This is a genomic window from uncultured Parasphingorhabdus sp., assembly GCF_963975735.1.
GTDB lineage: Bacteria > Pseudomonadota > Alphaproteobacteria > Sphingomonadales > Sphingomonadaceae > Parasphingorhabdus.
In genome coordinates this window covers 113,750-126,061 of the sequence record NZ_CAXBIA010000005.1, presented here as the reverse complement: position 1 = coordinate 126,061, position 12,312 = coordinate 113,750, and the positions used below count along the sequence as shown (strand labels likewise).

At 56.1% G+C, this 12,312-nt stretch carries 16 protein-coding genes; 2 read left to right on the top strand and 14 right to left on the bottom strand.

Annotation, left to right across the window (positions count from 1 at the left end):
- Positions 1-22: 22 nt before the first annotated feature.
- The 13 genes from AACZ86_RS08590 to AACZ86_RS08530 all read right to left on the bottom strand — a co-directional run bounded on the left by AACZ86_RS08590 (position 23) and on the right by AACZ86_RS08530 (position 8,718).
- The gene (locus AACZ86_RS08590; protein ID WP_339691410.1) at positions 23-268 is read right to left on the bottom strand and encodes a hypothetical protein; all 246 of its coding nucleotides are present in this window, start codon (positions 266-268) and stop codon (positions 23-25) included.
- 383 nt (positions 269-651) lie between these two features.
- Positions 652-1,974, bottom strand: a complete 1,323-nt coding sequence (locus AACZ86_RS08585; protein ID WP_339691408.1) for an ammonium transporter — start codon at positions 1,972-1,974, stop codon at positions 652-654.
- An 18-nt stretch (positions 1,975-1,992) separates the two neighbouring features.
- Positions 1,993-2,331, bottom strand: coding sequence for a P-II family nitrogen regulator (locus AACZ86_RS08580; RefSeq protein WP_176278083.1), 339 nt, complete (start codon positions 2,329-2,331; stop codon positions 1,993-1,995).
- A gap of 142 nt (positions 2,332-2,473) precedes the next feature.
- Complete coding sequence (locus AACZ86_RS08575; protein ID WP_339691403.1) at positions 2,474-3,304, bottom strand: patatin-like phospholipase family protein; 831 nt, start codon at positions 3,302-3,304, stop codon at positions 2,474-2,476.
- Positions 3,301-3,513, bottom strand: a complete 213-nt coding sequence (locus AACZ86_RS08570) for a DUF2007 domain-containing protein (RefSeq protein WP_335652069.1) — start codon at positions 3,511-3,513, stop codon at positions 3,301-3,303. Before AACZ86_RS08570 ends, AACZ86_RS08575 begins: the two co-directional genes overlap by 4 nt.
- 3 nt (positions 3,514-3,516) lie before the next feature.
- Positions 3,517-4,074 (bottom strand): pyridoxamine 5'-phosphate oxidase family protein, encoded by a 558-nt coding sequence (locus AACZ86_RS08565; protein ID WP_339691398.1) that lies wholly within the window; start codon positions 4,072-4,074, stop codon positions 3,517-3,519.
- 13 nt (positions 4,075-4,087) lie between these two features.
- A complete protein-coding gene (locus tag AACZ86_RS08560) occupies positions 4,088-4,585 on the bottom strand; it encodes a CPBP family glutamic-type intramembrane protease (protein ID WP_339691396.1) in 498 nt (165 codons plus the stop codon).
- A 14-nt stretch (positions 4,586-4,599) separates the two neighbouring features.
- Positions 4,600-5,133 (bottom strand): DUF924 family protein, encoded by a 534-nt coding sequence (locus tag AACZ86_RS08555; RefSeq protein WP_339691394.1) that lies wholly within the window; start codon positions 5,131-5,133, stop codon positions 4,600-4,602.
- Positions 5,134-5,169: 36 nt separating this feature from the next.
- Positions 5,170-6,597 (bottom strand): metalloprotease TldD, encoded by a 1,428-nt coding sequence (gene tldD / locus AACZ86_RS08550; RefSeq protein WP_339691391.1) that lies wholly within the window; start codon positions 6,595-6,597, stop codon positions 5,170-5,172.
- 48 nt (positions 6,598-6,645) lie between these two features.
- Positions 6,646-6,855 carry a zinc-finger domain-containing protein gene (locus tag AACZ86_RS08545; protein WP_339691389.1) on the bottom strand — a complete coding sequence of 70 codons (210 nt, stop codon included), beginning with the start codon at positions 6,853-6,855 and terminating at the stop codon, positions 6,646-6,648.
- Between the two features lie 47 nt (positions 6,856-6,902).
- Positions 6,903-7,451, bottom strand: a complete 549-nt coding sequence (locus tag AACZ86_RS08540; protein ID WP_339691387.1) for a DUF4402 domain-containing protein — start codon at positions 7,449-7,451, stop codon at positions 6,903-6,905.
- An 87-nt stretch (positions 7,452-7,538) separates the two neighbouring features.
- Positions 7,539-8,096 (bottom strand): DUF4402 domain-containing protein, encoded by a 558-nt coding sequence (locus AACZ86_RS08535; RefSeq protein ID WP_339691385.1) that lies wholly within the window; start codon positions 8,094-8,096, stop codon positions 7,539-7,541.
- Positions 8,097-8,199: 103 nt separating this feature from the next.
- On the bottom strand, positions 8,200-8,718 hold the full coding sequence (locus AACZ86_RS08530; RefSeq protein WP_339691383.1) for a DUF4402 domain-containing protein: 519 nt from the start codon (positions 8,716-8,718) through the stop codon (positions 8,200-8,202).
- Positions 8,719-8,887: 169 nt separating this feature from the next.
- Between AACZ86_RS08530 and AACZ86_RS08525 the strand changes: the two genes are divergently transcribed.
- Positions 8,888-9,826 carry an ABC transporter ATP-binding protein gene (locus AACZ86_RS08525; RefSeq protein WP_339691381.1) on the top strand — a complete coding sequence of 313 codons (939 nt, stop codon included), beginning with the start codon at positions 8,888-8,890 and terminating at the stop codon, positions 9,824-9,826.
- A gap of 115 nt (positions 9,827-9,941) precedes the next feature.
- On the top strand, positions 9,942-11,543 hold the full coding sequence (gene nadB / locus AACZ86_RS08520) for an L-aspartate oxidase (protein WP_339691469.1): 1,602 nt from the start codon (positions 9,942-9,944) through the stop codon (positions 11,541-11,543).
- Positions 11,544-11,651: 108 nt separating this feature from the next.
- Here nadB and AACZ86_RS08515 read toward each other — a convergent pair whose 3' ends face one another.
- Entirely contained in the window at positions 11,652-12,077 is a 426-nt protein-coding gene (locus AACZ86_RS08515; protein WP_339691378.1) for a MarR family transcriptional regulator, read from the bottom strand.
- Between the last annotated feature and the right edge of the window lie 235 nt (positions 12,078-12,312).

The following is a 12,312-nucleotide window of genomic DNA, read 5'->3' as shown; positions in this document are numbered from 1 at the left end:
TATTTCCCTTGTCTATTGGCGGTCAGTCGAAGCGTATCTTGCGCACCTTTCTATTGGCCTTGGTAACCGGTGTCAATTTCAATCTTGATTTGCTCTTCACCGTAAACATGCTGATCGAGATTACACGCAGGACGCGAATATTTAGATACATTTTTCCACGGCCAGTCGCCCCCGGACGGTAAATGTCTGAAAACGCAAGACGCCGACGCTCCACCAAAACCCACAGAATGTGTTTCCAAGTCGGGTAGCGGGCATTGACATGCGCCATGCAGAGTGCACCGATGCGCGTCAGCCCAACTGCCCCGCTCCGGTTAATGCCAGGGCGAGATCGGACGGACTATCCACGATTTTTCGATACGCTTCGCAAGAATACTGTTGGCAGCGAGGCGTATAATGTTTTGATACCTTGGGAATGTTGGTTGCGGGAGTAGGATTTGAACCTACGACCTTCAGGTCATCAGCCTGACGCTGATCCGGAAGTCCTTCGCCTGAGGGCTCCGACAGGGCCAAGACTCTCTTTTTTGCCTACCCAGATAAAAAAATGGCCGGGATGTTATACATCACCGGCCATAAAGTTGTTTGTTCGCAGGAGGAACAATGTGAGGCGCCGACCTCAATTTGGGAGGAGAAGGCCGGCGCCAAACTCGGGAATTAGTAGTTGTAAGCGCGCTCACCATGTTCGCCGAGATCGAGACCTTCTTGCTCGACTTCTTCGGAAACCCGCAGGCCGGTGACCAGCTTGGCGACAAACATCGCGATAGCCGTACCGATGCCAGCCCAACCGATTGTGACCAACACACCGATGATCTGGGTGACAACCTGTGCGCCCATGGCAGTAGAACCGTCGCCAGGTCCGCCAAACATTGGCTGATAGACGATGCCGGTACCGATCGCACCGACCATGCCGCCGATGCCGTGGATGCCGAAAGCGTCCAGCGAGTCATCATAGCCAAGTTTCGGTTTCAAGAAGGAAACCGCATAGTAGCACACCAGCGATGCAACCGCACCGAGGACAATGGCGCCGAAAGGTCCGCTGTTACCCGCTGCAGGTGTTACCGCAACCAGACCGGCGATTACGCCTGAACAGAAGCCCAGTGCCGATCCCTTGTGACCGCTCAGCTTTTCAGCCAGCATCCAGAACAGGGCGCCCGAAGCGGTGGCAACGAAGGTGTTGATCATCGCAAGGCCGGCTGTGCCGTCTGCTTCCAGTTCGGAACCAGCGTTAAAGCCGAACCAACCAACCCAGAGCAGTCCGGTACCGATCATGGTCAGCGTCAGACTGTGGGGAGCCATTGGTTCTTTTGGATAGCCCTTGCGGTTACCGAGAATGAGAGCAGCAACCAGAGCCGATACACCGGCGTTGATGTGCACCACAGTACCACCGGCAAAGTCGAGAGCGCCCATTTCAAAGAGCAATCCGCCGCCGGCCCAGACCATATGGGCAATCGGGAAATAGACGATCGTCAACCAGACCGCGCCGAACACCATGACCGCAGAGAATTTCATCCGCTCAACAACCGACCCGAGCACGAGCGCCAGGGTGATGGCCGCGAAGGTCATCTGGAAGGAGATGAACACATATTCCGAGATCACTTCGTCGGAGAATGTTGCTGCCGTGCTGGAACTATCTACGCCAGAGAGGAAAAACTTGCCCCAACTGATGAAGGCATTGCCCTCCGGTCCGAACGCCAGACCATAGCCGTACATAACCCAGATCAGCATGGCGAGACAGGCTGCCCCACCGATTTGCGTCATCGTCGACAACATATTCTTCGTGCGTGTCAGACCGCCGTAAAATAAAGCGAGGCCCGGCAAGATCATCAACAAGACCAATATGGTAGCGGTCATCATCCAGGCGTTATTTCCCGGGTTTGCCACCGGGGCTACCGCCTCGGCAGCCTCCTGGGCAAATGCCGGGACCGAAACGCTGGCTAGCGCCGCCGTCCCGGTCAGTTTTGTGAAAAATTTTCTCATGAGTATCTGTTTCCCCGATTAAATTGCTGTGTCGCCGGTTTCACCGGTGCGAATGCGGACGGCGCCTTCGAGACCGATCGTGAAGATCTTGCCGTCGCCAATCGACTCCGTGCCCGCCGCCGCCTGAATGGCTTCGACCGCCTGGGCCGCGACAGCGCTGCTGCACGCCACTTCGATTTTCAGTTTCGGGACCATGTTGGTGGTATATTCCGCGCCGCGATAGACTTCGGTCTGCCCCTTTTGTCGCCCGAAGCCTTTGACTTCGGTTACGGTCATGCCGGACACGCCGACACCGGTCAGTGCCTCACGAACATCGTCAAGCTTGAACGGTTTGATTATGGCTATGATAAATTTCATTACGCCCCCTTTGGTTGTTGCACGGGGACTCATCGCAAGGCTTGTGCCAGAATCGTAAGCCTAGGGATTCAAAGGATTTCTTTAAAAAGCATCGTCTTAAAAAAGAGTAAATTTTGTGCAGCGCAGCACAAGTGCACAATAATTAGGCACGACTCTCGGCCAGCTTGGCCAATATTTGCGGGATGACCTTTTCGGTTTCGCGCCGGCCAATATCTATCAATTCCTCGGCGCGAGTGAAATTCTGGATATCGATATGGCCGACTGGCGGCGACATCGCAAAATCGGGCGGGTCGAGGGCCAGGGAATAGCGTCCGAGATTGCGTAGTGACAGACCGACAGATGCCTTGACGATGGCGAGGCTATTCGGTTCCTTGCCATTATTGACCGCAATTCCGGCTGCGATGGAACGGTTGATGAAATCATCCTGCAGGTTAACCGACAGGCATAAGGCCATGGGTGCCAGTTCGCGCACTGGCGAGACAGGAACCGGCAAGGCAGCCCCTCCGTCGACCAGCAAACGTCCTTCATGCTGCACCGGCTTGAATATGCCGGGCAGCGACATCGAGGCACGGATCGCCGGTACCAGCTTGCCAGATTTCATCACAATCGTATCGCCGGTGCGCAGGTCGGCAGCGACTGCCGCGACCGGAAAGGGCAGATCCTCGAAATCGAGATCGCCGAACTCGGACTCCAGTTCTTTCTGGATATTGCGCGCACCCATGACGGCACCGCGCTTGAAATGCGGGTCCATGAACCGCAGCATGTTGCGGAAATTGACGTTGCGCGCCATGTCTTCGATATAGTCGAGCTTGCCGACAGCATAGCTGGCGCCGACAATCGCTCCCATCGATGTGCCGGCGATGGCGGCAATTTCCAGCGGTGATTTGTCAATTGCCCGCAACACGCCGATATGGGTCCAGCCAAGACCGGCTCCGCCGCCCAGCGCGAGCGAAATCTTTCCGGCACCGCTCATAAAGATACATCCTCGGCCAATATCGCCTTTGCTTCGGCCAGATCCTCTGCCAGCACCATCACCCGGGCGGGCAGCGCGATACCGGCGCCTTCGACAATATTCACTCCGCTGTCGAAACAGACCGCACCGATCCCGGCGGCTTCCAGCCGACCACGGATGATCTCGGCTTCGACGCCGTGCATGTGCCGGGACAGTTCCACCAGACTCATGATCTATTGCTCGCCAAAATAGCGGTCCGACGCGCGTGTCGGCAGACCGTCGATACTTGTCACCCGCTCGGCGGTTTTTTCCACCCATGCTTCTGGATCGGCCTGGCGATGATATTTGACCAGGGTTTCGCGCTCGGCTTTCATGTCCATTTGCGGCACGCCCCAGCCGCAGCTGGTCTGTATGCTGTCTACATGGATGTCGAAAATCTGGCGGGTGCCGGGAAGAATGTCGAAATGCGTGGCCAGTTCCTCCCAGCCGCTATCCTGTGGCAGAACCGGCTGTCCGGTTCCATAGAGGCGCATGATCAGCGCCGGATTGGCAAAATTGTTGAACATGATGGTGATCCGGCCATCGGCGACCAGATGGGCATGGGTTTCGTTACCCGAGCCCCCGAGATCCAGATAGGCAACCCGGTCAGGAGCAAGCACCCGAAACGCGTCATAGCCCTTGGGCGACAGATTGATCCGGCCGTCCGCCGCAGCGGTGGCGACAAAGAACATCGGCTGCTTGGCGATAAAGGCTATATGATTGTCATTCAGCGCATCAAAAAAATCGGCCACGACAAATTCCCGTTCAGTAAAATGGACCGCCGAAAAACAGTTTCCAAGCCAGTACCAATATCCAGTGGATCGCGATCACGGGCCACAACGACTGCGTAACAATCCGGATATGGGTCAATATAATGCCCAGTATGAACGTAGCAAACAGAAACGACGGTTGCAGGAAAATGGCGGACCATGGGGGACCGAAGGTCAGCGCCTGCAACGGATGCCAGAGCATGAACAATATGGCCGAAAGCCAGCTCCCCCAGCGTTGCGAGAAGCGCGCGAGCCAGGATAGCAGGACACCGCGAAAGATCAGTTCCTCGATAAAGGCCGGAACGAAGAACAGGGCAAAAGCTGCAATCAGTGCCGCAGAAATATCGCCAACGGGATCAACGACGAGCCAGCCGCCGAGAAATCCGGCCAGCGCCATAATTGCTGCCGCCGGGAGCGCGATGCCGAAAGCGGCTTTCCACCGCCCGATATCCGGCCAGAGCTTCAATGCTCGCCAAGTCTGTTTAACAGCCACGGTCAACATATGGCCTACCAACTCGCCCCGTCATCGATCGCGGACTGTTCTCCGGGTCGGAAGTGCCGCCCCAGGACCTCGTTACGGTGGGGAAATCGACCGAATTTTGCGATCACATCGCGATGTTCATTGGCAAATTTCTGGTTGCTGCCGAGTTTCGTGAACAGGGCGACGGACTTGTTCTGCAGGCGGATATCCTCCGCGTGCATGAATGGCATGTATAGAAAAGCGCGCTGTTCCTCGGGAAGTTGCTGGTCGATTTCCAGATTGACCGCCATCTCCGCAATCTGCTGCGCCAGAGGGTCGGTGGAATAGGCCTTGGCGCTATCGCGGAACATATTGCGCGGAATTTGATCGAAGAGAATGACAGCGGCAAGCACGGTTTCAGGCAACGTCAGAAAATCTGACGCGATCTTGGATTTCTGTTCGTCCCACAGTTCGAAAAAACGGACTTCGCAAATTGTGTCCAATGCGACGCTTTTGGTCCACCAGTCCTTCGGATCGAGCTCGCGAAACCAGAATGACAATATCTCCTCGGGCCAGTTCAACGGGACATCCTTGGTCTTGTCATTCCAGATTCGGACTCAAGCCGTCCCTCCAACCGTCAAGCTATCGACCAGCAAGGTCGGCTGTCCGACGCCAGCGGGTACGGATTGCCCGCCCTTGCCACACATGCCGATGCCTTCATCGAGCGCCATATCATTGCCGATACCGCTGACCTTGGTCAGCACGGTCGGACCGTCGCCGATCAGCGTGGCACCCTTGATGGGCGCACCGAGCTTGCCGTTTTCGATTTTATAGGCCTCGGTGCAGGAAAAGACGAATTTGCCCGAGACGATATCAACCTGTCCGCCGCCAAAGCTTTTGGCGTAGATGCCGTTCTTCACGCGGCTCATCAGCTCGGCCGGATCGTCATTGCCCCCGCGCATGAAGGTATTCGTCATTCGCGGCATCGGGGCATGGGCATAGCTTTCGCGCCGTCCGTTGCCCGTTGCAGGCACACCCATCAGGCGCGCGTTCAGGCGGTCCTGCATGTAGCATTTCAATATGCCATCCTCGATGAGGACATTTTCCTGCGTCGGTGTGCCCTCATCATCGATGCTCAGCGAACCGCGTCGTTCCCTGATCGAGCCATCGTCGACCACGGTAACGCCGGGCGCAGCCACACGCTGGCCGATCTTGCCGGAAAATGCGCTAGTGCCCTTGCGGTTGAAGTCACCCTCGAGACCATGGCCGATCGCTTCGTGGAGAATGATTCCGGGCCAGCCGGGGCCGAGCAGCACTGTCTGTTCTCCCGCTGGCGCGTCGACGCTTTCGAGATTGACCAAAGCCTGCGCCAGAGCCTCGTCGACAGCGCGGTTCCAGCGCGCTTCCTCGAACAGATCGTCATAGAGATAACGCCCGCCCATGCCAAAGCTGCCGCTTTCACGACGGCCATTTTGTTCTGCGACAATCGATACGTTGAGCCGCACCAGAGGCCGCACATCCGTCGCGACAAAGCCGTCGGGACGGACGATTTCGACAACACTCCAGCTGCCGGATAGGCCGACAGAGACCTGGGATACGCGGGGATCGCGCGCGCGCGCCGCGGCGTCAATCTGCTGACAGAGCGCCACCTTTTTCGCAAAGGGTATAGCTTCCAGCGGATTGGCTTCACCATAAAGATGCCGGTTGTTGCCGCGCGGTGGCGGGGCTTTTTCGCCTTTGGCCGGATCGAGCAGTTGCAATGTTTGCGCAGCGCGTTTGATCGCCGCCTCGCTGATTTCGTTGCTATGGGAAAATCCGGTCATCTCGCCCGACACGCCGCGCAGGCCAAAGCCGCTGTCAGTGCTGTAGTCGGCGGTCTTCAGACGGCCATCGTCAAAACCGAAGCTCTCAACCGCGCTATATTGCAGATAGAGTTCACCATCGTCGCAAGCAGACAGGCTGCCCGCGACCAGCGCTTTGGCGCGCTCCGGGTCGAGACCATCTGGACGATATAGGAATGAGCGGGGATCAAGGTTTTTTATCATCCCGTACATATAGAAATGATTCGGGAGCCTTGCACCCCTTATGTCGGATTATTCTTCGGGCAGCGCTGAAGTGACGTCTGCGGGACCACCAACCAGAACGAATCGCCGGTCACAATAGCCGCAATCGACATAGCCTTTTTCGTCTATCTCGAGCCAAACACGCGGATGGCCGAGGGCTGCACCGCCGGGGATATCCGTGGCGCCATCGCAAGCGTTGCGTTTCTTGGCAGTTCTGACAATTTCAGGTGCGTCTATCATGCTAGTGCGATTAGCAATGGATCGACCATCGCGCAATCCTGCAAATATCAGTAATAGTTCATGGTGATCGGGAAGGTCGCTTCGTACACACCGGATTGTTGGCTGGCACCTACGTCCAGCGTGGCACCGATACGAAGCGTAATCACATCTGTACTGGCGATCCGGAACAGACCGGGAAGGAATGTCGGAGTCAGATTGTCTGCCTGCAACGTCAGCGACCGCATCGTCATGTTGGCGCCGCCGCCAATCCGGTTGAGGAGATAGGTGCCAGAGCCCGAGGTGATATATACGAACCGGTTACGCGTTCCATAACCCTGAAACTCTGCGTTACTTACCGTTCCGCCTGCAGCGACAACCGATCCGGTCACGGTGCGGACGCCGGCGGTGCTGACTCTTGCGGTCCCGCCAGTCAAACCCGGGATCAGATTCCCGAAATTCAGATCATGGACCGGGACGAGAGAAAGCGGACTGACAACCACTGCATCTGTCTCGGCTGTATCGGTTTGCGCAAGGACAGCGGGTCCACTTGTCAGTACGACAAGTAGGAACAGCAGGCAGCCGATCAGGCGTGGTATGGTGTGGTCTCTGGTCTTCACAAAAACTGCCCTATATCGAAAGCTACAAATTTGCATTTACAGCTATAGTTAATTTCATGGTAACCGAATTGATGATCGAAGCGCAGGCTATTGATAATCAATCGTAATGTTAAACGTACCGACATAGGCTCCGGCAGCCTGATTGGCGTTGATGGTGAGTCTTCCGCCGAGCTTGTAGTCAACCGAGCCGCTGGCACTCAGATTCCGGTTCCGTGTGCCGTTACCGCCGTCCAAGCGAAATTGATCCACGCGCATCGTTTGGGTGCCACCCACACGGGTCAGATTAATCTGGTTCTGGCTAACGGTCATGCGAACCCGCTCTAGCGGAGAGCCATAAGCCGAGAACCATGCCGCTGTATGGGTTCCTCCCAGCGAGACCGCATTGCCGCTCAACTGGGCCAAAGCATCATTGTCTGGATCGATGGTAAACCGGCTCTGGGTCGTGCCCGCGGCAAAATTCCCAAAATGCAGGTCTGCATTCTTGGTGATGTTGACGCCCTGGTTAATCTCGGTCCGGCTCTGACCATTGCCGGATGCGGCGTCCCCAGCCGTAGAAGAAAGAATGGCAGCAGCGAGGACCGGCAGAATGGCCGCGCTGTTTATTGACCGCCATCCGGTCCGCTTTTGATCATCTCTGTGTCCCACCGAAATCCCGATATAGAAAAGATAAGCAAATAGGATTGAACAATATGGTTAAATCAGCGTTAACCGTCACTGGGTCCGAGCGCGGACTATATCCGGAATGGACTCAAAGATAATTGACCGTGACCGAAAAGCTGCCCTCATATTCGCCGGGTTCCTGGTCAGCGCCGACAGTCAGTCGACCGCCCACCTTGAAATTGCCAATCGAGGTAAAAAGCGGCAACAGGCGAATAGACGCACCGTTCAGCGTAAAATTGTCCACGAGCATCGTTTGCGAACCACCATTGCGGGTCAAGGTCGTCGAACTCGGCACATTGATTTGATAGTAGATCAGCGGACGAGCCGATACCTGAAAGCGGGCCGCCGATACGGTACCGCCAAATGCGGTAGCATTGCCTGTCGGTATCGAACGGGCGTCAGAGAAAGGATTGACCACGACAGTCGAAACCGTACTACCGGCAATAATGTCGCCAAATTGGAGATCTTGCAATCTTTGCACCGTACTTGGCTGGGCAATCTCGGCAACCGACTCTCCTGCTGCCGTCTGCGCACAGAGCGGCCCTGCAGCGGCACCCCCCGCTATCGCCAAGGCGACCCCTGACAGTTTGCGCAAAACTAAACGCATGTTCGAATTCCCTATTCTGGCCAATATTTCGGAATATATGCGGTAAGATTGTTTCATCAACTACAAAGATTTTGCGTTAAAATTTGATTAAGGCGCTGATTTTACATGTTTTATCATTTGTTGACAACGGAGGTTTGCGCGGCACAGGCAAACGGGCTATGCGACAAAAATGACCGACGCAGCAATCTCGATCCAGAATCTCTCCAAAACCTACGCCGGCGGAAAACAGGCGCTAGATAATATCAATTTTGATGTGCCCCGTGGTTCGATTTTCGGACTTCTCGGCCCCAATGGAGCGGGCAAGTCGACGCTGATCAACATCCTCTCCGGCATGGTCCGTAAAACCTCAGGTAGCGCGAGCATCTGGGGCTTCGATATAGATGATAGTCCCCGCAACGCAAAAGCCTCGATCGGAATCGTGCCGCAGGAGATCATTTTTGACCCCTTCTTCACACCTTCGGAGGCGCTCGAAGTGCAGGCAGGACTCTATGGTGTCCCGAAAGCAAAGCGCCGGACGATGGAGTTGCTGCGCGCCGTCCACCTGGAAGACAAGGCCGATGCCTATGCCCGCACATTGTCTGGCGGGATGAAACGACGGCTTCTGGTAGCCAAGGCCATGGTCCACTCTCCGCCGATTCTGGTACTCGACGAGCCGACAGCGGGCGTCGATATCGACTTGCGGCAACAGCTTTGGGAATATGTCGTGGATCTCAACAAGGCCGGTGTGACCATCGTGCTGACCACCCATTATCTCGAAGAAGCGGAAAATCTGTGCGACCGTATCGCGATTATCAATCACGGCAAGCTGATCGCCAACAAGCCGACGCCGGAACTGGTCGATATGGCGCGCGAAAAGCTGGTCGAGCTGACGCTGGATCGCGATATCAGCGAGGCACAGGACGCCGTTTCCTTCGCCAATGATCTGTTCGAGAAAGCCGAGATCATCGGTCCCCGTACGGTGGCAGTCACCTATAACAAGGACCGCACCAACGCCGGCGGGGTGATGGCAGCGATACAGGAACGCGGCTTTGCAATTGTCGATGTCACGACAAGGGAAGCGGATCTCGAGGATGTGTTTCTCAATCTCACCCGCGCCAAAGCAGCATAAAACTGGTGTGCGACCCAAAGATCGTAAGCGGTGAACCTGTCGAACCACCCCTGTCAGCCGGAAGCGGTCGTTCACCTGCGGTAGCCTGCGGCGCTACAGGCTCGGGACGAACGGAATTTATCAATTGACCTACGACGTAATCATTGTCGGTTCCGGCGCGGCTGGACTGAGCGCGGCGATCACATTGGCCCGCACCCACAAGGTCCTGGTACTTGCCAAGGGTGAATTGACCGGTGGCTCCACGTCATGGGCGCAGGGCGGAATTGCTGCGGTGCTCGACGCTGGCGACACGTTTGAAAATCATATCAACGACACGATGGTCGCCGGTGCCGGCCTGAATCGCCGCGAGACGGTTGAATTTGTGGTTGAAAATGCACCGGCCGCGATCGAACGGCTGGAAGATATGGGCGTCCCGTTCAACAAGGAAGCGGAAGTCCTCCACCTCACGCGGGAAGGCGGACATAGTCACCGGCGGATTGTTCATGTCGACGACGCCACTGGCTGGGCGGTGCAGGAAGCCTTGCAGAATACGGCGGCGGCGAACCCGAACATCACTTTGCGACCGCATATGGTGGCGATTGACCTGATCGTCGATCGCAATGCGGAAGAACCCACCGGTGCCAAAAATGTCTGGGGTGTCTACGCGCTCAACAATGAAACCGGCCATGTCGAAACGCTGACCTCGCGCGCGACAATCATGGCGAGCGGCGGCGCGGGACGGACCTATTTATTCTCCACTGCACCGCGCGGCGCAACCGGCGACGGCATCGCCATGGCGTGGCGCGCAGGCGCACGCGTTTCCAATATGGAGATGATGCAGTTCCATCCGACCTGCCTCTATAATCTCGAGGTCAAGAATTTCCTGATTACCGAAGCGGTGCGCGGCGAAGGCGGGCATCTCAAACTGCCGGCCGATGCAGGCGATGAAGCCGGGGATCGTTTCATGCAGCGCTTTGATCCGGAACGTATGGAATTGGCCCCCCGCGATATTGTTGCGCGCGCCAATGACCATGAGATCAAGCGGCTTGGGCTCGACTATGTCGATCTCGACATCTCCCACCGCGATCCGGAATTCGTCAAGGGTCATTTCCCCAACATCTATGACAAGCTGATCGGGCTGGGCATCGACATGACGAAGGGGCCGATCCCGGTCGTGCCGGCGCAACATTATACCTGCGGCGGGATATTGATCGATCTCGCGGGCCGCACCGACCTGCCGGGTCTTTATGCAGCGGGAGAATCCAGCGAAAGCGGCCTGCACGGCGCTAACCGGCTGGCATCAAACAGCCTGCTCGAATGTTTCGTCTTCGGCGACGCCGCAGCGCGGGATATCGCCGAACATTGGGATGACCTCCCTGCCCCGCCCGCGATCCGGCCATGGGATGAAAGCCGCGTCACCGACAGCGACGAGGAAGTCGTGATCAAACAGACCTGGACCGAAATCCGCCGCTTCATGTGGAATTATGTCGGCATCGTCCGCACCACCAAACGCCTCGAACGCGCACAGCATCGCATTGATCTGCTGCGCGGCGAGGTCGAGGAATATTACGGAAATTTCCGTGTAACACAGGATCTCATCGAGCTGCGCAATCTGATCGAGGTGGCGGACCTGATTGTGAAATCGGCTCTGGCAAGGAAGGAAAGTCGGGGATTGCATTATATTACCGATTATCCGGATTTGTTGCCGGAGGCGGCGGATACAGTACTGGTGCCTTAGGACGACGATCTCGCCGATATTCGCGTCTGTTGCGATGCACTTCGCATCAGACACAGAGCGCTAGCTTGATATCGATGACGCGTTCATCGATGCTGTACGGCCACGCCGTCAATCCAAATCGTTGATGATCAGTTCCATCGCGGCGACGACCGTGGCAATTGTTTTTTCGCCCAGCAGCGCATCAACCTGTATGCTGGTTTGATCAACGGCGGCGCTTGCTCTTTCGACAGTCTCCGAGCCCGATTTGGTCAGCTTCAACAGCCATGCCCGGCCATCCTGATCATCCCGCACCCGTTCGACCAGATCGAGATCAATCAGCCGACGCATCATCGCGGTGATCGCGCTATCATTCAGACCAAGTCTTTTTGCCAACAAGGTCTGGGTAGATGCTTCTTCGGAAGCTATCAACGCCAGAGCGGACATTTGAGCTGTCGTAACACCTGCGACGTCGAGCAACTGGCGATCAGAAATTTTCTTGAGCGCATGGGCAGCTAGCTGGAGCCGCGAGTAGAATCTCTGATTTCTTGCCGACATGTATTTTTATTAACGCATCGCCGGACAATTGTGAACCACTTATAAGTTCAACTGTGAATTATAATCACTCCTCGATCTGGCAGGTCGAAAATTATCAATCCCTATCTACCTCAGCAATATCGTGATATTGTCATCCACATCGATTATGATATAGTTTAATACTGAAATAAATAACGACTCGCGCCTTCACCTTCGGCAATCCGGATGTGACCGCCCAGACAGACTAGAAAAGGAA